Annotated in this window: 16 protein-coding genes and 1 pseudogene; 8 read left to right on the top strand and 9 right to left on the bottom strand. The window is 38.8% G+C overall.

What is annotated here, in order from left to right:
* Positions 1-22 precede the first annotated feature (22 nt).
* Positions 23-1366 carry an NADP-specific glutamate dehydrogenase gene (gene gdhA / locus AACZ88_RS05945; protein ID WP_339707611.1) on the top strand — a complete coding sequence of 448 codons (1344 nt, stop codon included), beginning with the start codon at positions 23-25 and terminating at the stop codon, positions 1364-1366.
* Positions 1367-1552: 186 nt separating this feature from the next.
* On the opposite strand, the gene AACZ88_RS05940 is transcribed toward gdhA, so the two are convergent.
* Both AACZ88_RS05940 and uvrC read right to left on the bottom strand, forming a co-directional pair.
* Positions 1553-3865 carry a patatin-like phospholipase family protein gene (locus tag AACZ88_RS05940; protein WP_339707608.1) on the bottom strand — a complete coding sequence of 771 codons (2313 nt, stop codon included), beginning with the start codon at positions 3863-3865 and terminating at the stop codon, positions 1553-1555.
* On the bottom strand, positions 3849-5636 hold the full coding sequence (gene uvrC / locus AACZ88_RS05935; RefSeq protein ID WP_339707605.1) for an excinuclease ABC subunit UvrC: 1788 nt from the start codon (positions 5634-5636) through the stop codon (positions 3849-3851). Before uvrC ends, AACZ88_RS05940 begins: the two co-directional genes overlap by 17 nt.
* Before the next feature lie 561 nt (positions 5637-6197).
* On the opposite strand from uvrC, the gene AACZ88_RS05930 reads away from it, so the two are divergent.
* Entirely contained in the window at positions 6198-6758 is a 561-nt protein-coding gene (locus tag AACZ88_RS05930) for a 5-formyltetrahydrofolate cyclo-ligase (protein WP_339707602.1), read from the top strand.
* Here AACZ88_RS05930 and AACZ88_RS05925 read toward each other — a convergent pair.
* The 5 genes from AACZ88_RS05925 to AACZ88_RS05905 all read right to left on the bottom strand — a co-directional run bounded on the left by AACZ88_RS05925 (position 6755) and on the right by AACZ88_RS05905 (position 12951).
* A complete protein-coding gene (locus AACZ88_RS05925) occupies positions 6755-7405 on the bottom strand; it encodes a lipoprotein signal peptidase (protein ID WP_339707599.1) in 651 nt (216 codons plus the stop codon). The genes AACZ88_RS05930 and AACZ88_RS05925 overlap by 4 nt on opposite strands.
* A 33-nt stretch (positions 7406-7438) precedes the next feature.
* Complete coding sequence (locus AACZ88_RS05920) at positions 7439-8059, bottom strand: hypothetical protein (protein ID WP_339707596.1); 621 nt, start codon at positions 8057-8059, stop codon at positions 7439-7441.
* A gap of 28 nt (positions 8060-8087) precedes the next feature.
* On the bottom strand, positions 8088-8471 hold the full coding sequence (locus AACZ88_RS05915) for a TraR/DksA C4-type zinc finger protein (protein ID WP_339707593.1): 384 nt from the start codon (positions 8469-8471) through the stop codon (positions 8088-8090).
* A gap of 5 nt (positions 8472-8476) precedes the next feature.
* Entirely contained in the window at positions 8477-11875 is a 3399-nt protein-coding gene (gene ileS, locus AACZ88_RS05910; protein WP_339707590.1) for an isoleucine--tRNA ligase, read from the bottom strand.
* A 122-nt stretch (positions 11876-11997) separates the two neighbouring features.
* Positions 11998-12951: a DUF4382 domain-containing protein gene (locus AACZ88_RS05905; RefSeq protein WP_339707587.1), complete on the bottom strand. Its 954-nt coding sequence runs from the start codon at positions 12949-12951 to the stop codon at positions 11998-12000.
* 256 nt (positions 12952-13207) lie between these two features.
* Between AACZ88_RS05905 and AACZ88_RS05900 the strand changes: the two genes are divergently transcribed.
* Positions 13208-13507: a hypothetical protein gene (locus AACZ88_RS05900; protein WP_339707584.1), complete on the top strand. Its 300-nt coding sequence runs from the start codon at positions 13208-13210 to the stop codon at positions 13505-13507.
* Positions 13508-13605: 98 nt separating this feature from the next.
* Here AACZ88_RS05900 and AACZ88_RS05895 read toward each other — a convergent pair whose 3' ends face one another.
* On the bottom strand, positions 13606-16137 hold the full coding sequence (locus tag AACZ88_RS05895; RefSeq protein WP_339707581.1) for a TonB-dependent receptor: 2532 nt from the start codon (positions 16135-16137) through the stop codon (positions 13606-13608).
* Positions 16121-16840, bottom strand: a complete 720-nt coding sequence (recO, locus tag AACZ88_RS05890; protein WP_339707578.1) for a DNA repair protein RecO — start codon at positions 16838-16840, stop codon at positions 16121-16123. Before recO ends, AACZ88_RS05895 begins: the two co-directional genes overlap by 17 nt.
* Positions 16841-17318: 478 nt before the next feature.
* Here recO and AACZ88_RS05885 point away from each other — a divergent pair, with 478 nt between their 5' ends.
* The 5 genes and pseudogenes from AACZ88_RS05885 (at position 17319) to AACZ88_RS05865 (ending at position 20034) form a co-directional block, all read left to right on the top strand.
* Positions 17319-17807, top strand: coding sequence for a hypothetical protein (locus tag AACZ88_RS05885; protein WP_339707575.1), 489 nt, complete (start codon positions 17319-17321; stop codon positions 17805-17807).
* Between the two features lie 69 nt (positions 17808-17876).
* Positions 17877-18344 (top strand): annotated as a pseudogene (locus AACZ88_RS05880) (IS1595 family transposase); the annotation flags it as partial.
* 14 nt (positions 18345-18358) lie between these two features.
* A complete protein-coding gene (locus AACZ88_RS05875) occupies positions 18359-19102 on the top strand; it encodes a hypothetical protein (protein WP_339707572.1) in 744 nt (247 codons plus the stop codon).
* The gene (locus tag AACZ88_RS05870; protein ID WP_339707569.1) at positions 19089-19805 is read left to right on the top strand and encodes a hypothetical protein; all 717 of its coding nucleotides are present in this window, start codon (positions 19089-19091) and stop codon (positions 19803-19805) included. The genes AACZ88_RS05875 and AACZ88_RS05870 overlap by 14 nt, the downstream gene beginning before the upstream one ends.
* Positions 19786-20034 (top strand): hypothetical protein, encoded by a 249-nt coding sequence (locus AACZ88_RS05865; protein ID WP_339707566.1) that lies wholly within the window; start codon positions 19786-19788, stop codon positions 20032-20034. The genes AACZ88_RS05870 and AACZ88_RS05865 overlap by 20 nt, the downstream gene beginning before the upstream one ends.
* The last annotated feature ends 140 nt before the right edge of the window (positions 20035-20174 follow it).

Here is a 20174-nt window from a genome sequence, read left to right as displayed (position 1 = left end):
TTTGTAATCAATTAAAGAATAGATGGAAGCAAAGGTCAAAGCATTTATGGATGAGGTGAAGACTCGAAATGGTCACGAACCTGAATTTATACAGGCAGTGCAAGAGGTTGCTGAAACGGTAATTCCGTATATCGCTAAACACAAAATATATAGTGGCAAAAATATTCTTCTGCGTATGGTCGAGCCTGAACGATTGATTTCTTTTAGGGTGGCATGGGTCGATGATAATGGAGATATACATGTGAATAGGGGATATCGAATTCAAATGAATTCGGCAATTGGGCCCTATAAGGGAGGATTGCGTTTTCACTCATCGGTAAATGCCAGTATTCTAAAATTCCTTGCTTTCGAGCAGGTTTTTAAAAATAGCTTGACTACACTTCCCATGGGTGGAGGAAAAGGGGGTTCTGATTTTGACCCGAAAGGGAAATCTGATGATGAGGTAATGCGTTTTTGTCATGCCTTTATGGTCGAACTGTGTAGGCACATTGGTCCGAATACTGACATTCCTGCTGGCGATATCGGAGTAGGCTCACGTGAAATAGGCTTTTTATTCGGTATGTACAAAAAGATTAGAAATGAATTTACGGGGGTTCTGACAGGTAAGGGCCGCTCATGGGGTGGTTCATTGATACGTCCTGAAGCTACAGGGTATGGCACCGTTTATTTTGCGCAAAGTATGTTGCAGACAAAAGGCCAAGATTTTTCAGGAAAGACCGTGGTAATTTCTGGCTCTGGCAATGTGGCCCAATATGCAGCGGAAAAGGCTCTGCAATTGGGGGCGAAAGTATTGACCCTTTCCGATTCTCAAGGCTATGTGTACGACAAAGATGGTATAGACGCCAAGAAATTGGCGTATGTGATGGATTTAAAAAACAACAAAAGAAAAAGAATTTCGGAATATGTAAAAAAGTATTCCTCTGCCACTTTCCATGAAGGAAAAACGCCTTGGGAGGTAGCATGTGATATAGCATTGCCATGTGCTACCCAAAACGAATTGAACGGCAAAGGTGCCAGCGCATTGGTTAAGAATGGATGTATCTGTGTCGCCGAAGGAGCCAATATGCCATCTACCCCGGAAGCTATTCACGAATTTCATGCTGCGAAAATTCTTTTTGCCCCGGGCAAGGCTTCCAACGCAGGTGGGGTGGCGACATCAGGGCTCGAAATGTCGCAGAACTCGTTGCGGATCAGTTGGACCAGGGAAAAGGTCGACGATATGCTTAAAAATATCATGGGAGACATTCATGATTCATGTATCGAATATGGCAAAGAAAAGGACGGTTTCTGTAATTATGTAAAAGGAGCCAACATCGCAGGTTTTGTGAAAGTAGCCGATGCGATGCTCGCGCAAGGGGTTATTTAATGATCAAGCAATAAACGGTCACGACATGATAATCAAATAGTTCAAGCAGTGGGGGTTGAAAATTTGATGTAAGTAGCTTGTCTTTTGAGAATGTTGAATTGCTTCTGGTGCTCTGCTGTTTTGATAATGCTTAAATCGTTATTTCTTTTCATAAAATTGGTGGTTCCTTCTCTTGTCTCTACCTTATCAAAACCAATACCCTACACTAAAAAAGAAGTTGCTAAAACTACCTTCAGGCGACCAAGAATAGTGCACCTGTACAGGGCCAAAAAAAGACTCCCAACCGTAGCCTATGCCATAGCCCGAAAAATCAGGCTCTGTAAACCATTCGCCAGTTCTAAAAAGGTCATCATCGACATTGGCATAATTTGCCGAAAGCATAAAATGGTTATTAGGGGCAAACTCCCAATCTGCCCTTCCATAGGCTTTTACAAAACTATTTCCGGGTAAACTTAAAAAATCATACCCCAAAAAGGGTACAAAATTATTGATCAAGTTCGTACCATTTCCTCCTAAAACGAAATCATAGGTAGCGATACCCGAAGTACCTAATTTAAAGCCGCCGGAGGTCTCAAAATTCAAGGATATGTTTTTTGATACCGGAAACGCCCCTCCTATACGTGCTTTGGCAATTGAAAACTCCTTGAAATCATTATTAAAATCGGAAGAAAGGATGTAAAAATGAAAATCCCCGTCAAAAAATAGACCTTTGGTCGGAAAATATTTGTCGTCGTAAGTGTCGAGCACAAGTTTTCCGAAGGTGCTATAATAATTACTCTTTTCAAATAATACCCTACCCTTGGTGCCAGTAGTGATGTTATCGGTGCCCGCATCATCTTCATTAAAAAAATTACCCAGCGTTCTTGTACTATATTTCAAAAACTTATGCTCGACACCTAAGCTCACGGCAAATTCTTCTTTTAGAACAGTTTGAATATAAAATTGATTGGTTAAATCGGTTACATCAAAATTTATAGTATTGATGTTCGAAGTGTTCGAGATATCAAAATTACTGGCAACCAAACCATAGTCTACATCTTTTTCAAAAGCATTGAATCTAGAATTTAGACCAAAGCTCCAATACGCACCCTTATCGACAAAATACCTAAAGTCATACCTGACATTGTCACCGAAAATAAAATCAAGGGAACTCACGTCATCTTTCATCAGCAGATTTTTATGCGTAATATTGATGAGAGCTGCTGTTTTATACAAATCGTCATAGTGCGCGCCCAAACGAATATATGTTTTAATAGGGTTCTCCTTTAAATCGAGTACTAAATCTACCTTATCGTCGTTTGACAATAATTCGTACCTGATGGTTTTAAAGTTGCCTGTCGCCGACAGGTTATTTATGCCTTGTTGCAACTTCTCAAAATTCACTTTGTCAACTAAATCGAACCTTAGCTTTCCTTTTACATAGCCTCTAGTGTAATTTTCATTACCCGTTAGCACAAGTCGATCTATTTTAATGCTATCACGCATCGTTACAGGTTTTATTTTGGCCTTATTTAAGCGTTGTTCTTTTGACAACTTCCTTAATGCCTCTATTTGCGCAGTTGCAGCATCGGTACCACTATCGATAATCTTCTGCCCAGAATTAAAATCGACTACCGAAAAATCACTGATGTCGGGTTTGATATATACATCGGTCATGATCGACTTGTCTTTCATATCCAACGCTGTTCTGTAATTGTTGATTTGTAGTAAAATCTCCGTTGCCGACAGAAGGGCCTCACGATCACGAAGACCATGTTGTACATCTACTCCTATAATAACATCGGCACCCATATTTCTTACCTCTTGAATGGGGTAGTTGTTTACGACACCTCCGTCAATTAAAACCTTTTCTCCCATCGAGGCCGGCTCGAACAATGAAGGTAGCGTTCCACTTGCCATAATCGCTTCAGGAAGATACCCCTTATTTAGCAACACTTCTTCACCCGTCTCTACATCAGTGGCAATGCATACAAAGGGAATAGGCAATTGGCTAAAATCATTCACATCTTTAACATGATAAAGTATTCTGACCAGTTCATTATAAACATTTTGTCCGCCAGAATAGGCTTGGGGAAATGAGACCTTGAAATTATCGAAAGGCAGGGTCAACGCATATTTTTCGGCCGCTTCTTTTTCATAAAAAGATTTGGCACTACGTGGTAAATTGTCTTGAATGAGATTGGTGAAATCAATACTTCTAAAAATAGAGTCTAATTGTGTGGCCGAATATCCAGAAGCATATAAACCGCCGATAATGGCCCCCATACTCGTACCACCGATATAATCGATTTGTATACCGGCATCTTCGATTACCTTTAAAGCCCCAATATGGGCAAGGCCCTTGGCCCCGCCACCGCTTAATACCACCCCAACTTTGATATCGTGATTACCCTCGATATTCTGGGCCATAGAAAAAAAGGAACTTATCAAGAACAATATTGAAACACCAAGTTTTTGCATAGTGCGATATAAGTCGTTTTTTTTAATGAAATGTTTCATATATTTTTTTAGCCCTTGCCATACCGACACTTTTTGCCAAATTTTCTATGGAAGCCTCTTTGATCCGTTTTACTGATTTGAACTTTTTCAATAACTCTTCCGCTGTCTTTTCCCCAATTCCATCAATGCCCTCCAATTCGGAATTAATCGCCGCTTTGCTCCTTTTGTTTCTGTGAAATGTAATCCCGAACCGGTGGGCCTCATTCCTAAGCTGCTGAATTATTTTTAGACTTTCCGATTTTTTATCGAGGTATAAGGGAATGGGGTCTTCAGGAAAATAAATCTCCTCCAACCTTTTGGCGATGCCTATTATTGCGATTTTACCTCGTAATCCTAAAATATCCAAACTTTTTACCGAGGACGAAAGCTGCCCTTTGCCTCCATCTATTACAATCAATTGGGGCAAAGGTTCATCTTCTGCCAATAGGCGCTTGTAACGTCTAAAAACCACTTCTTCCATAGATGCAAAGTCATCGGGGCCTTCAACCGTTTTGATATTATAGTGCCGGTATTCTTTTTTTGATGCCTTTCCATTTTTAAATACGACACAGGCAGCCACAGGATTGCTGCCTTGTATATTACTGTTATCGAAACATTCGATATGACGGGGTTCTTCTGACAATCGCAAATCTTTTTGCATTTGGGCCATTATTCTATTGGTATGCCTATCGGGATCCGTAATACGTATTTGCTTGAACCGTTCTTGCCGGAAGAACTTGGCATTGCGCTCTGAGAGTTCTAGAATCTTTTTTTTGTCTCCTAGTTTGGGTATCGTCACTTTTAAATGCGGTTCAACCACAACTTTAAAAGGAAGGTAAAGTTCTTTCGACTGTGAATCGAACCGTTGCCGTATTTCTACAATTGCAAGCTGTAATAGCTCTTCGTCCGTCTCGTTCAGCTTCTTTTTTATTTCCAAGGTGTGCGAACGAATAATGGATCCGTGGGAGAGCTGTAAGAAATTGACATATGCAAAGGTATCTTCGGAAATAATTGAAAATACATCTACATTATTGATTCTTGGGTTTACTATCGTAGTTTTTACTTGATAGTTCTCCAGGATTTCTATTTTGTCTTTTATACGTTGCGCTTCTTCATATCGCATTTCACTCGCCAACGCCTTCATCTGATGTTTAAAATATTGAAGTGAAGATTTGAAATTACCCTTTATGATTTCACGAATATCGGCAATCTGCCGATCGTATTCCGAAATGCTCTGTAAACCCTCACAAGGACCTTTACAGTTGCCTAAATGAAACTCGAGACATACTTTATATTTTCCCGCATTGATCTTTTCTTGTGAAAGGTCATAGTTGCAGGTGCGTAGGGGGTATACGCCTTTAACAAGGTCTAATAGGGTCTTAACAGTCTTCATACTGGTATACGGACCGTAATATTCAGACCCGTCCTTTATAAGTTTCCTTGTTGGAAAAATTCGAGGGAAACGTTCATTCTTAATACAGATCCATGGATACGATTTATCGTCCTTAAGAAGTACATTGTACCTAGGCCGATATTTTTTGATCAGATTATTCTCTAAAAGCAGCGCATCGGATTCGGTCGGCACAACTATATGCTGAATTGAACGAATTTTTTTTACCATGACCCTCGTCTTACCGTAATCATGGTTTTTTGTAAAATAGGATGACACCCTTTTCTTTAAATCCTTTGCCTTGCCGATATATAAAATGCTGTCGTCAGAATCGTAGAATTGATATACCCCCGGACTGTTAGGAAGTGTGCTAAGTTGAACTTTGATGGGTACTTGGGCCATTTTATAATGGGCAGATTAGTTACTCCCTATTTAAGCTGTTAAATTACTATGTTTTTACAAAATTAGACATTCTTCGTATTATTTTAACGTTACTCAAACCTGAATGGCTCTTTGTTTCTAAACGTAAAACACCCCTTTATTTAATGGCCTGTACCTTTTGATAATGACTTTGTCGTGTCAACAGGCCGTAGTCTTTTTTGAAGGCATCAAAAATTATTGCAGATTTTCTAAATTTAACGAAAATCGGGAAAAAACAATTAATCATTGATAGCCAATATTTTACATAACACAAAATTAAACAGATGTAGTCTTTCGGTTAGAAATTTGTTAAAGTTTCTTAAAAAAGATGTATTTCATCGATAAAAAGTTGCACTTGATAGGATTTCAAAGAAAAAATTATCTAAATTTAAAGACAAAATCAATTTTACACATGGATAACTATTTAATAATGCTAGGCATGTACCTCATTTTAATGATTTTCGTTAAGGTATATGTTTCAGTCGCTACCAAGGATTAAGATTTAATTGTCATTCTAGTGAATGTACCGATTAATCCTTCAGAATGCTAAAAGAAAGTCTGCGCTCCATATATTTGAAACGCAGAAAGAATATATCGGCCCAACAACTTATCGACGCCGACCTCTGCATAGCTAACAATCTCTTGAGACTTTCTGTCTGGGAATTTAGCAATTACCATGTTTTCCTATCTATTACCGAAAAAAAAGAAATTGACACTACCCCTATACTTTCTATAATTCAGGGAAAGGACAAAAACATTGTCGTTCCAAAAATGAATGAAGACGGTACACTGTCGAACTACTTACTTACAGATAACACCACACTAGTCAAAAATAAGTGGAATGTTCCTGAACCAATTGATGGTATTGAAATCTCGGAGAAAAAATTGGATGTTGTATTTGTTCCTCTTTTGGCCTTTGATAAAGCAGGCCATAGAGTGGGGTATGGAAAAGGGTTTTACGACAGATTTTTAAGCAATTGTAGACCAGATATCATTAAAATAGGACTTTCCTATTTTGAGGCTGAGGAAGAAATCTCCGATATTGAAGAAAATGATGTCCCTTTGGACTACTGTGTTACCCCAACAAAAATCTACTACTTTTAGGTTGATTGATTTCCCTCGGTTGCTGCTGTTTCCTCCGCAGTACCAAAAGCTTTTTTATTAAATACTAAAAGTATGCCGACCCCTGTACTAATAGCTGTATCGGCCACATTAAAGACGGGCTCGAAGAAGCGAAAGTTTTCACCTCCTACAAAAGGAACCCATTCTGGCCAGATGGTATCGATCATAGGAAAGTAAAGCATATCTACCACCTTTCCGTGGAATATGCCCCCATACGGCTCATCAGAAAATAAGGTTGCGACTTGATTGTTGCTGTGGTCGAACAAGACGCCGTAGAAAACCGAATCAATAATGTTGCCCAAGGCTCCTGCAAAAATCAAGGCAACGGCAATAATTAATGTCCGCGAAGATTTTTTACGAATGACGTCGAATAACCAATACCCGATGCCGGCTACGGCAAATAATCGAAATATAGTCAATATCAATTTTCCCGATCGCTCTGAGATTGGTAGAAAATCACTTAATTTTGCTCCCCAAGCAGCTCCCGAATTTTCTATAAAAAGTATTTTGAACCAACTGAAGACTTCCACAGGCTCACCAAGAACAAAATTGGTCTTTATGTATAATTTGCTCAGCTGATCTACGATTAGAATAGCAGCGATTAAAAGTAAGGACTTATTTAGGCTCATTCGTTACAATAATAAATGGCAAAAGTAGACATATTATTCGGTTTTCTTAAGATGGATATTTCCGGTTGTGGTTCGTAAAACTAAACTAGTGTCGCCTTTAGGTATCGATACGCTATCGACAAGCCCGTATTTGCTACTCGCCAGAATAGTTGCATTTGTACTACTCACCATAATATCGCCGCTTTGGGTCATAATATTTGCCGATTCGGAAATATTACTTAAGGTACATTTTCCGTCGTTTAGGGTTACCCGCAAAAACTGGTACTGCCCTGACGCAAAAACATTGCAACTCGTACCATGAAGGTACACCTCTTTCTGTTTTGGTACCGTAATTTTCAACGCAATCGAAATAACCTTATGTGCACTTAATTTGTCATTCGGGCGAACAAAATTAGGTTGAAAATCAGCACTGACCGAAGTGGTGGCCCCATCTCTCTTTACATTTAATAGAAGTTCTTTGCTGTATTCCCCATCTATGTTAGCCGCTATAAGCATTTCGTTCGTATTACCTGTTTCTAGCTCGACTTTAAAGCAATTGTTGGCATCTACCCTGATAAATGAGATGCCGGGGTCAATAAAAGATTTTTTCAGCACCTTTTGTGCCGTCAATAAAGTTGCATGTAGCAAGAGAAGCAGATAAAAAGACTTTTTCATAATAAAAAACGCCCCGAAGGGCGTTTGTCTATTTCTGCATATTCTTAGCCTCGATACTCAATGTGGCATGGGGCACAAGTTTCAGGCGTTCTTTATTGATCAACTTTCCGGTCACCCGGCAAATACCATAAGTTTTGTTTTCAATGCGCAGCAGGGCATTTTTCAAATCTCTGATAAACTTCTCTTGTCGAATGGCCAACTGTGTATTGGCTTCTTTACTCATGGTTTGAGACCCTTCTTCAAAGGCCTTAAAGGTTGGCGAGGTATCATCAGTACCGTTGTTGCCATCGTTCATATAAGAGCTTTTGAGCAAATCTAAATGACTCTTCGCTTTTTCTATTTTTTGCTCTATCAAAACTTTGAATTCCGCTAAATCTTTGTCCGAATATCTAATCTTTAAATCTTCTGCCATACTTTCTAATGTTTTTCAATAAACAATTTCGTGTTAATTTCATCAAAGGAAACCTTTGTTCCATTTTCCAAATTATCTTCAAAATTCAGTTCTGCCGTCAACGTCTCTGTCTTTATATAATCAATGTTGTTGACGACCGCATTTTCAACGAGCCCATCCTTAAGAATCTTGATATCGATTCTATCGGTCACCTCGTATCCTGATTCTTTTCTAATATTCTGAATACGGTTTACAAGTTCCCTGGCAATCCCTTCTTTTCTAAGTGTATCGTTAATGGTTACATCAAGCGCCACGGTAAGCGAACCTGAACTGGCCACCAACCAACCTTCGATATCTTGCGATGCTATTTCAACATCTTGTAACTGTAATTTAATAATTTTATTTTCAATATCCAGTGATATTTCGCCCTCTTGCTCGATTTTCTGGATGTCTTCCTGTCCCAAGCGCCCTACGGCAGCCGCTATTTGCTTCATTTCTCTCCCAAATTTTGGTCCTAAAACTTTAAAATTTGGTTTGATCTGCTTTACCAAAATACCAGAAGTGTCATCAAGAAGCTCAATTTCCTTTACATTCACTTCCGATTTAATTAAATCGGCTACTGCCTCGATCTCTTCCTTCTGTTTTCTATCCAAAACAGGAATCATGATTTTTTGTAGCGGTTGCCGCACCTTAATTTTTTCCTTCTGCCGAATGGAGAGCACCAAAGATGAAATCGTTTGAGCCTTTTGCATTTTGCTCTCAAGGTCTGTATCTACGACCTTAGCATCGAAAAGTGGGAAATCGGCTAAATGCACACTTTCGAAAACCTCCTTTTGTGTAGTTTGCGTCAGGTCTTTATACAGGCGGTCCATGAAGAATGGCGCAACAGGTGCCGATAATTTAGCTACGGTTGCCAAGCAAGTATAAAGCGTCTGATATGCGGAAATTTTATCTTTTTGATAATCCCCTTTCCAAAAACGTCTTCTACTCAATCGCACGTACCAATTGCTCAAATTTTCTTGAACATAGTCGGAAATCGCCCGAGTAGCCCGTGTAGGTTCATAATCTGCATATGCTTCATCGACTTTCTTTATTAGTGAATGTAATTCTGATAAAATCCATCGGTCGATTTCAGGACGTTCCGATAGTGGGATGTCTGTCTCCGAATACTCAAACCCATCAATATTGGCATAAAGACAGAAGAAGGAATAGGTGTTATACAGTGTTCCAAAAAACTTTCGTTTTACTTCTACTATGCCTTCTTCATCGAATTTCAAGTTATCCCATGGATTGGCATTCGAAATCATATACCAACGGGTAGCATCGGCCCCATGATTTTTCATCGTTTCAAACGGATCTACTGCATTACCAAGGCGTTTTGACATTTTTTTGCCATCCTTGTCAAGTACAAGTCCGTTAGAAACCACATTTTTATAGGCGACAGAATCAAATACCATGGTCGCAATGGCGTGTAATGTATAAAACCAGCCCCTGGTCTGGTCCACGCCCTCGGCAATAAAATCGGCGGGGAATGTTTTACTTTTATCGATTAACTCGCGGTTCTCGAACGGATAATGCCATTGTGCGTAAGGCATGGATCCACTATCGAACCACACATCGATCAAATCGCTCTCGCGTTTCATCGGTTTTCCCGATGCCGAGACCAGAATAATTTGGTCAACTATATTTTTATGAAGATCGATGCCGTCATAATTTTCTTCAGACACATCATCTACAACGAAATCTTCAAAAATATCTTTCTGTAAAACCCCGGCTGTTACGGCCTTGGCCATTTCCGATTTCAATTCGGCAACGGAGCCTATCATGAGCTCTTCTTTACCATCTTCAGTGCGCCAAATCGGCAGGGGTATACCCCAATACCGAGATCGCGAAAGGTTCCAGTCATTGGCATTGGCCAACCAGTTACCAAATCGACCATCGCCAGTTGCCTTGGGCTTCCAGTTTATCGATTGGTTGAGTTCGTACATACGATCTTTTATATCGGTGACCTTGATAAACCACGAATCTAACGGGTAATACAGAATAGGTTTGTCGGTACGCCAACAGTTAGGATAACTATGCACATACTTTTCAACCTTAAATGCTTTGTTCTCTTCCTTTAATCGAATGGCTATTTCTACATCTATAGATCGCTCTGGGGCCTGACCATCTTCATAATATTCATTTTTTACATATTTGCCACCCCATTCTTTCATTTCTGACCGAAACTTCCCTTGCAAGTCGACTAATGGAACAGGGTTGTTATTTTCGTCTAAGACCAGTAATGGTGGAACTTCGGGAACGGCCTGTTTGGCGACCAAGGCATCATCTGCACCAAAAGTCGGTGCCGTATGTACGATTCCGGTTCCATCCTCGGTGGTTACAAAGTCACCTGTAATTACCCGAAAAGCATTCTCAGGATTTTGATAAGGTTGTGCATAATCGATCAGTTGTTCGTACTTAATACCGACCAAATCTTTACCCTTAAATTCTTTTACGACGTAAAATGGAATTTTTTTATCACCGGAATTATACTCCAATAATTCAGGTTTTGTTTCGACTTGATGGAACTTTCCGACAAATTGCTTGGCCACAAGACCCTTGGCCAGTACAACGTTCATGGGCTGAAATGTGTACTGATTATACGTCTCGACCAAAACATAATCGATTTTCGGTCCGACCGTTAATGCCGTGTTCGATGGCAATGTCCACGGAGTGGTCGTCCACGCCAAAAAATGGATTGTACCCTCGTTTTGAAGAAAATCAGGTAATGAATCTTCTATGGCCTTAAATTGGGCCACCACTGTAGTATCGGTAACATCTTGATATGTTCCCGGTTGATTGAGTTCGTGTGAACTTAATCCGGTACCGGCTTTTGGGGAATAGGGTTGAATGGTATAGCCTTTGTAAATAAGGCCTTTATCATATATTTGTTTCAACAACCACCAGACCGATTCCATATATTTTGACTTGTAGGTGATATACGGGTCTTCCATATCGACCCAATAGCCCACCTTTTCTGTCATTTCATTCCATACATCGGTATAGCGCATTACTGCTTTTTTACAAGCAGCATTGTATTCCTCTACGGATATTTTTTTGCCAATATCTTCCTTCGTGATACCCAATTCTTTTTCGACCCCAAGCTCTATGGGTAGGCCGTGCGTATCCCAGCCAGCTTTCCGTTTTACCTGAAAACCTTTCATGGTCTTGTAACGTGGAAAAATATCTTTAATAGTGCGTGCCATTACATGGTGAATGCCCGGCATGCCGTTTGCAGAAGGGGGGCCCTCATAAAACACATAGGTATTTTGACCTTCCCTTGTTGAAACGCTTTTTTCAAAAATCTGGTTCTCTTTCCAATAGTCAAGAATTTCTTCCGCTACTTTTGGTAAATCCAGTCCATTATATTCTGCAAACTTCATAGTAACTTCTTCTACCGCTACAAATTAAGTCCGCAAAATTAGTGATTTTTAAGTAAAGTATAAGGGGTGTAAAACAAAAAGCCTCTTTTTGAAGAGGCTTTTATATAAGACTATTTTTTCTGTTATTGTTTGGTACCCGTAATGGTAACATTGGCACTGATTTGGAGCGCTGCGGAAACGCTTATGGCACCTAAATTCAACCCGGTAGTCGATTCGACTTCCAAAAGCGAATTAAAATAAAAGGCGTCACCATCTTTATTGTAGGAAGCAAAAACCAATTCATATTCCCCTTCTGCCAAGAAATTAAGACTATAGCTCCCATTGGTGGCACTGACCTCGGCACTGGTAATGGCATTGGCAAAAGTAACGTTACTGGAACCTTGTCCTTCCGTTTCAGTTTCGGCATCAAAGGCGCCTTTTTCATAGCAGTAGACCACAACTTTGTCAGAAGTATTATTCGTATCGTTTGCCGTACCCGAAATTTCACCTGTAAATTCTTCGTTGATCGTTCTGATACTAGCAGAAAGTTCTGAAGTGGATACGAATTCAAAATTCGATGAGACCGCGCCCTGTTCTTCTTTAACGGCCTTTCTCAAATCAAAATCGATAATGATTTCGTTTGATGTGGAAGTAAACACTTCGAAGGCATTGGAAATATTGATTTTTTTAGAGCTCGCCTCTAACTTGTCTTTAGATCCATCGGCCATTTCTACATAGCAACCCGGACTATTCCCAAAGGAGTCCATATCATAATCCAATTCCAAAACAATGTCGGAATAAGAACCCGCCTGCAAATCAAGATTTCCCAAAGTTTCGGTTTTTCCATTGACAAGGGCCGAAAGTTCTATGGTTGTGGTATTAAACCCTTCTAATGAAGTACCATCAACTTTCACATCAGAGATTGTAACGAACACTGCTTCTATATTAGCATTGTCGACCGGTGCATCGGTAATTTTAAACGTAGTATTGTAAGATTCACCATCTGTGTTCTTTTCTCCATCATCGCTTTTACTACAAGCGATCATGGCCATCATCGTTAGACCTAATAAGGCTCCATTTTTTAAATACTTTTTCATAAGATTGAATTTTTATGGGACAATTTGGTATGGAACAACTGAACCCTACCTAATATTCTTAAAAAAATGTTAAAAATTGAGATTATCGATGAAATGCCGATTTGTCACAAACTAGGAAATGTGACGTGAAGTCAATATTCATAGGCTTTTTCAGAAAATAGATGGGGTGGTTGAAAAGAGAATCATCCAAAAGGCCAATTGTGACGTATATACCTGCAACTAAACAATGGACTATAAACAATTAAAACTAAAAACAATGAAAAAGGTAATTTTAAGTTCAATTCTAATGCTTGCCCTAAGTGTTTCTTTCGTTTCGTGCAGGGAAGCTGCCGATAAGGCTAAAAGTGCTACTGAAGAGGCAGGCGATGCCATGGAGGAAGCTGGTGAGGATCTTGAAGAAGTGGGTGAAGATGCCATGGATAAGGCTAAGGAAGTGGGCGAAGACATTAAAGAAGCTGGTGAAAATGCTGCCGATAAGGCCAAAGAAGCCGGCGAAGATGTTAAGAACGCAGCTCAAGATGGGATTGACAAAGTAAAGGACGCTGTTGACAATTAATAGCGGACAGCCAAATCAAAAAAATGACCCTGGCAGTTTTGTCAGGGTTTTTTGTGGCAATACCCCAATGGCATAGATGACCAAGTTCTGCTCAAATTTCAAAAATTATAACCTATGCCAATTATAAGGTTTGTGCCCGGGGCCACAATACCCGATGAATAAGAACGATACCGTTGGTCAGTAATGTTTTCCAGTGAAACATTCGCTTTTAAATTGTTTGACACAGAATATTGCGTTCGCACATTTAAGGTATACCAAGATGGGGAGTATGGATTGCCATCGGTATCGATAGCGTACATATAGTCTTTGCTTTTTTCCGATGTAGCTAAATTGGAAAAAACAATTTCCCCATTATAATTCAAGAACACATCTGTTTTAAGTCGTTGATTCTTCCATTTGACATGAAAGTTTCCAAAGGTCGGTGGAACATGTCTTGCTGGAGAATCAGTACCATCATCCTCTTCTTCGATTCCTTCCGTCAATGTCAGGTTCGAAGACATAGAAAGGTTATCCGTGAAAAAAGCCTCCAACCCAAATTCAAAACCATATACATAAGCTTTGGCAGCATTCTGTATGGCTTGAACATTGCTCAATTCTCCCTTATATTCAATCTGCGAATTTCCATTGAACATAAAATCACGGCGTACTAGGGCATCTACCAAATACGTATAGAAAGAGGCGGCTTTAAAAACCACCTTATCACTAAAGTTTTTCTGTACTCCCAGCTCCATATTATAGGCATATTCAGCTACCAAATCAGGGTTGGGAACGACCACCGAACCAGGTTCGGAATCAAAAATTTTCCCCACATCATCTATATTCGGGGCCCTGAAGCCCGTTGAACCGTTAAGTGTGAACTGCAAGTCTGCTCGTGGAAGCCAACTGAACCCTACGCTACCAGTCAATGCCCCGGTACTCAAATTGGCATCGTCAAATGGAAAAGGATAAAAGGTCTTGTCAAAATCGGCATCGATCCACACATGGCTATACCGCAAACCACCGAGCATCGTGAAATTGGGCTTTGCCTTATACTCACCATGAAGATACCCCGCCAAGGTCTGCCAAGTAGATCCATCTGGATATCTTGAGGCTGCATTCAATGAGGTATTAGTCTCAATGTTTAGCACATCGCCTACAGAACTTACTTTGTTAAAGATATACTCGCCCCCATAGTACAATCGCAGGTTACCAATTTTTTTGTTTTCAAAATCAATATTCGAAGAAATGGCATCTACCTCTTCTTTCGTCGAGAACAAGTCGGTATCTTGAAAGGCTCGATCGTGCCGGCTCTCTTCGAAATGCTGATATGCCGTCGTAATCTTAAGTCCGTCGTAGAACTTTCCTTTTCCTTTTTTGTCGATCTGGAAATTGCCCAAAAACCATTTTTGAGGGCCATAATACCATTCGGCCGACCTGAATTTGTCATCATCATGGCCTGGCCGTATCAGCCTATCATATCTAGAGTAATCAGACGTTTCAGAATAATGCATACCAAAATTGTAGCTCCAATTGTTATTTGGTTCAAAAACAACTTTCTGCATTACATTTATTTGGTCGTAACCTGTTGGAACCTGCTTTCTGGCATTATTATTGACGCTCACGATATCTTCACCACCAATAGTAGAAACATACTCGTTTCTGAGATAGGAAACCGGCCCATGACCGCCCATTTTTAAATCGCCAAAATCATTGTACGAAGCACTGGTCAAAAAAGCCCATTTTCTTTTACCCAAATTAATGTCAAAGTGAAAAGTGTTTTCGGTGTTGGCCGAAGAAAATCGATATTTGGCGTTACCCGACATAGCCAAGCCATCGGTATCTGAAAGCACTGGTTTTTTCGTATAAAAATTCATGACCCCCCCCATGGCATCACTCCCATATATGACAGAACCAGGACCAAAAATAACTTCCGTCTTATCAACGGTAAAGGGATCAACAGCTATTATATTCTGAATATTCCCTCCTCTAAAAATCGCATTGTTCATTCGAATACCATCCACGGAAAGAACTAGCCGATTGGTGGCGAACCCCCGAATCATTGGGCTACCGCCACCTAGTTGACTTTTTTGCACAAATACTTGACCACTATGTTCCAATAAGTCGGCAGAAGTCTGTGGAGCGGTAAATGAAATTTCTTGCGCACCGATAAAAACAACTTTTTGAGGAATATCCTTTTTCTGTTGTTCCCATTTTGAAACCGACATCACGACCTCATCTAAATGCTCGGCCCTAGATGTCATGAAAATTCGGGAGGCCCGCTTTAAAGTTTGTGATTTAGTTGACCTATACGTTTCATAGCTCAGGTGTTTAAAAGTAATGCGTTCGTGTCTTTCGAATTTTGATAAATCGCATTTTCCATCAAAATCGGACAATGCCGTTACAGATCTATCATCGTTAAATACTACCACATTTACGATGGGCAATTTGCTTTCTGCATCTAAAACGGTAATGTTTTGAGCGAAGGCTTTAGCGGAAGACAATAGAATAATACCGCAAAATAGAAGTTTACGCTGTTTATGGTAAGAGTCAAATTTGCCGATCGCTCTCATAAGCTCATTTCCTTTTTGGTAGGAAAAACCAAAAATTAAGTCAATCAAATTAGCAATCATTACACTAGCTAAAAACTTCATTTAAAATGGCAAGCGATTTGGGTTTCCTGAATCCTTGTAGATGCAGTTCATAATAAAGCACGATAGATTTTAATAGATTTTGCCGATCGGTTTTCGTCATCTTGATTTTATGTATACTATCAAAATTTATGCCTAAGAACTGCTTAAAGTACGCTAAGTTTTCCTTTTCTAAAATCAAGTTCGCGGAAAGTTCGGATACGAACTCCCCTTCTACAACATCGAAGTACGGCAAATCGATGGTTGAGGTTTCTGGATAAAAACCAAGATATTTGGTCAAGCGCAATAAAAAATACAAATGAAAATTCGAAATTTCTTCATGAGTGTCTAAATATTGCAATGAAGCTTCCAGAAAATGGAAAAGCTCTTCATTTTGCTCCTCTTCGAAGATACTATTTCCCAACATCTCGGCAAGAAACAAAGTCAAGGCGTTTTTAAATATATCAGTGTGTAGAGCAATATAGTGATATGCTACCTTTACCTCTCTTATACTTTCTAAAGTACCCTTGTTCTTGTGGTTGGCATTAATTTCCAATTGGGTCAAAGGTTGAAAATAGGCAGGTTTAAGCTTTCCCTTTTTCGATGCCAAGACCCCTTTGAGAAGATATGTTTTTAATCCATCGGACAATGTAAAAGCCTTAACGATAAGGCTAGTATCGCCATATTTCAGAGAAGAAAGAACAATGGCCTTTGTGGTAACCTGCATCTTTTGCTATTCGATTTATGCAAAGATATAGGTTTAGCGATAGCATGAAGAAGTTATCCGTATTGCTTGGCCAAACAGTGTATTTGTAAAGGAGGGTAGGGTTGAACGAAATTGACGTAATTCGATGATGTGAACAGGAAGGCATTGTATTCGTGATTTTTAATTTTAAGAAACTTCCGGGAGAATGTTTAAACTCATTTCTTAAGACTGTAATTGAGCGAAAACGAGTTTGTAAAAACTTAGCTGTTTTGTTACAAGAGGAAAACAAAGAGTTGATTCTAGCGGTATGTCTTTACAAGATATGTAGGTTAAAGTTTCTTTAAGGACTATAAAACTGTAGGAATAATCAACAATAAAAATGAGTTAAGCTTTATTTTTTTTCTTCCTTTTCATCGAAAATATTCCTAATTAAGCCTTTTTTAACTTAATTTTATGATTATAGATAAGTCCTTTGTTCAGGTTCATAATCCCACTTCTCATGTTACACGCCCTAGGTTTTTCCCAGAGTATCAATTTTGACCAATTGGACAAAGAAAAGTGGATGCGCTATAATGGTGGCGTTTCGGCCAATGCCGTCTATTATGATGGAACGGCCAATCGACAGAATCTCACGTACTATCTTTCCGGAAACCTTAATTTTAATATTGCCGGACTTTACAACATTCCGCTTTCCTTTACTTATTCAAATCAAGTGTTTGATTTTCCTAATCCGTTTAAATTTAACCGATTGAGTTTGCATCCTTCTTATAAGTGGGCTACAGCACATATTGGTGATGTGAGTATGACCTTTTCTCCTTATACTTTGGCCGGTCATCAATTTACAGGAGGCGGATTTGACTTGAATCCTGAAGGAAAATTTCAGGTCAGTGCGATGTACGGCCGATTTTTAAAAGCTACGGAATACAACTTTGAAGAACCACGGGCCATTACCGTCTACAAGCGAATGGGATATGCTTCAAAGAATTAGAGAATCCTTTGAGCCAAAACATAAAGTTTTCACTAATAATGTGGAACTTGACGAGGCTTTTTACGTTGGCAAGAAAAGAACAAGCACATGAATAAAAGAACTAAAGCTCACAAGGTAGAAGCCTTTAAGACTAAAACTCCAATATTAGGTATCTTGGAGTGGGACGGTAGGGTTTATGATATTCCTGTTGCCGATGCGTTCGCTAAATCCTTGATTCCAATTATCAAAACAAAAGTAAAAAAAGGTCCTAGTGTGTTTACTGGTGAATGGAAAAGTTATCGTAAATTGTCCGAGAACTACGACCATAAATTCATTAAGGATTCAGCTAATCAGTCTATTGATGGCAATATACACAATAACAACATTGAAAACTTTTGGTCGTTTTTAAAAAGAGGTATTGATGGAATTTACCATCATGTAAGCGATAAGAATTTATCTAGGTATGTAAATGAGTTCACCTGTAGATACAATAATCGAAAAATTACGGATGGCTCTAAATTTGATACCAGTACTGCCAAAGCAAAGGTTTACTTATAAAAAACTTATTAAAAATGTATAAGTTTTCTCTAAAATTTGACGATAAAAATCATTCTCTTTCTGCGGAGAAAGGTTTGCCAATTGATATCCTTTCTGAGTTGCTTAAAGATTTATATAAGGCGATAGATTTAGATAAGGAAGCAAACTGCACACTTTCCAATATTCGGGGAAACTGTTACGCTTTGGACTTTAACTCTCTCGAAGAAACACATTTAGAAAGATTTAAAATCGTTCACAAAAACCTACAAGACGTACCTTTAAATATATTAGAGGGTGATGAAAAAAAATATGGAATCACTTTAAAAAAAGTACTTGGAGATGATTATTATGTCGTTGCATACGATGAAAATAATAATGAAGTTGCTTCAATAAAGGAGTTTAAATCCTCTAAGGAGATAAAATACTATTATACATATCAAACGATTTATGGCTATTTATCTGAGCTTGGTGGAAAGTCAATAAATTCAAAGACAAAACACATCAAGGTGGATGGGTATCCTTTCAATATATATATAGACAAAGACTTGGACCTATTACTTAAACCGCATTATAGAACGGATAAATTATCTATGAAAATAAAGCTTAAAAGGTTTTTTGAAAAAGGAAACGTTGTAAGCGCAACAATGGATGGTTTTAAGGTTGTTCATGGAAAAACCCTGATGGGGACTTTAAAAGACGAAGGTTTTATTGACTTGAATATTTTTAAAGAAGTTACATCTATTGACGGATTAATTGATTCACTTTATGGCGGTAATTGAAAAAACTATAGCAGACTGGAAAAGGATTATGCTGGACACAAGCGTAATTCTTTCTTTGTTTTTATCAGAAGACGAAAACTGCAAAGACGAAGTCGTTTCTTTTAATAGAAAATTGATTGACTTCCTCGAAGAAAGTAAATCAGGAGATGGAAAAGACCGGACTTTTCTGGTTTCCACTGTGGTTATAACTGAGATTTTAGTAAAAGAAAACGATCAGGAAAAAATCAAAAAAATTCTTCGTGTTTTGAATAGCTCTAATGTCGAATTTGTAGACTTTGACCTAGATACGTCGTTAATGTTTAATTATCAATTACACCCACATCTGGGTAAAAAATCACTACATAAATTTGCAGAAGAATTTGGATTTAAGACTCATGAATATATGATGGCTAGGGAGTGGATTAACAGGGATTTTATGATTATGATGTCTGGGGTAAGGCATAATGCGGATGTTATACTTACGGCTGACAAAAATACATTTTATCCTTTAGCAGAGAAAGCTAATGCCTTTTGCGCCCTCACCTATCCTAAGTACTTTGAGCAGTCCCCTAAATTTATAATCGGCTATAAACACAAAGATGTAGTTTCAGAATTACTTGGCTCAATTAAGGAAACGTTGGTTATGGAAGTTCCTGTTGTAAGTTTAGATGTTATCGAAGATTTTGCCGAAACAATTTCAGTTGATGAAGATGAAGAAGAATAAGGAAAAAGACCCGCTAAAGCCAAAAGAGGACGTTAGGATTGATAAAAAAGACGGAGACGGATTCTTAGATACCTTGTCAAAAGTCGTAGGGGTGAATAATGATGATATTTGCCCTAAGCATGGATTAAAAAGTCGATACATTCCACCCTCTACACTAGACGGAACAACTTTGTACGCAACTTATGAATGCCCTAAAGGCACAAGTTTACCGTACAATCTTCAACATTAGAATAAACAAATAGACTTTTTGGGTTACATAAGTAATCCATTGCCTAATTAATAAAATATTGGGTGCTTAAATAATAGGTTTTATGTATTAAAACCGACTTATATTCTAATTCTTCTTGTTAGAAACGTCATTTTTCAAAT

It is taken from the genome of uncultured Kriegella sp. (genome assembly GCF_963975415.1).
GTDB lineage: Bacteria > Bacteroidota > Bacteroidia > Flavobacteriales > Flavobacteriaceae > Kriegella.
The sequence above is the reverse complement of the archived record's forward strand: the minus strand, read 5'-3'. Positions and strand labels throughout refer to the sequence as shown.

Bases quoted from the DNA above. Each gene is read 5' to 3' on its own strand.
- gdhA (WP_339707611.1), top strand. From the start codon at position 23: ATGGAAGCAAAGGTCAAAGCATTTATGGATGAGGTGAAGACTCGAAAT.
- AACZ88_RS05940 (WP_339707608.1), bottom strand. From the start codon at position 3,865: ATGAAACATTTCATTAAAAAAAACGACTTATATCGCACTATGCAAAAA.
- uvrC (WP_339707605.1), bottom strand. From the start codon at position 5,636: ATGGCCCAAGTACCCATCAAAGTTCAACTTAGCACACTTCCTAACAGT.
- AACZ88_RS05930 (WP_339707602.1), top strand. From the start codon at position 6,198: ATGCTAAAAGAAAGTCTGCGCTCCATATATTTGAAACGCAGAAAGAAT.
- AACZ88_RS05925 (WP_339707599.1), bottom strand. From the start codon at position 7,405: ATGAGCCTAAATAAGTCCTTACTTTTAATCGCTGCTATTCTAATCGTA.
- AACZ88_RS05920 (WP_339707596.1), bottom strand. From the start codon at position 8,059: ATGAAAAAGTCTTTTTATCTGCTTCTCTTGCTACATGCAACTTTATTG.
- AACZ88_RS05915 (WP_339707593.1), bottom strand. From the start codon at position 8,471: ATGGCAGAAGATTTAAAGATTAGATATTCGGACAAAGATTTAGCGGAA.
- ileS (WP_339707590.1), bottom strand. From the start codon at position 11,875: ATGAAGTTTGCAGAATATAATGGACTGGATTTACCAAAAGTAGCGGAA.
- AACZ88_RS05905 (WP_339707587.1), bottom strand. From the start codon at position 12,951: ATGAAAAAGTATTTAAAAAATGGAGCCTTATTAGGTCTAACGATGATG.
- AACZ88_RS05900 (WP_339707584.1), top strand. From the start codon at position 13,208: ATGAAAAAGGTAATTTTAAGTTCAATTCTAATGCTTGCCCTAAGTGTT.
- AACZ88_RS05895 (WP_339707581.1), bottom strand. From the start codon at position 16,137: ATGAAGTTTTTAGCTAGTGTAATGATTGCTAATTTGATTGACTTAATT.
- recO (WP_339707578.1), bottom strand. From the start codon at position 16,840: ATGCAGGTTACCACAAAGGCCATTGTTCTTTCTTCTCTGAAATATGGC.
- AACZ88_RS05885 (WP_339707575.1), top strand. From the start codon at position 17,319: ATGTTACACGCCCTAGGTTTTTCCCAGAGTATCAATTTTGACCAATTG.
- AACZ88_RS05875 (WP_339707572.1), top strand. From the start codon at position 18,359: ATGTATAAGTTTTCTCTAAAATTTGACGATAAAAATCATTCTCTTTCT.
- AACZ88_RS05870 (WP_339707569.1), top strand. From the start codon at position 19,089: ATGGCGGTAATTGAAAAAACTATAGCAGACTGGAAAAGGATTATGCTG.
- AACZ88_RS05865 (WP_339707566.1), top strand. From the start codon at position 19,786: ATGAAGATGAAGAAGAATAAGGAAAAAGACCCGCTAAAGCCAAAAGAG.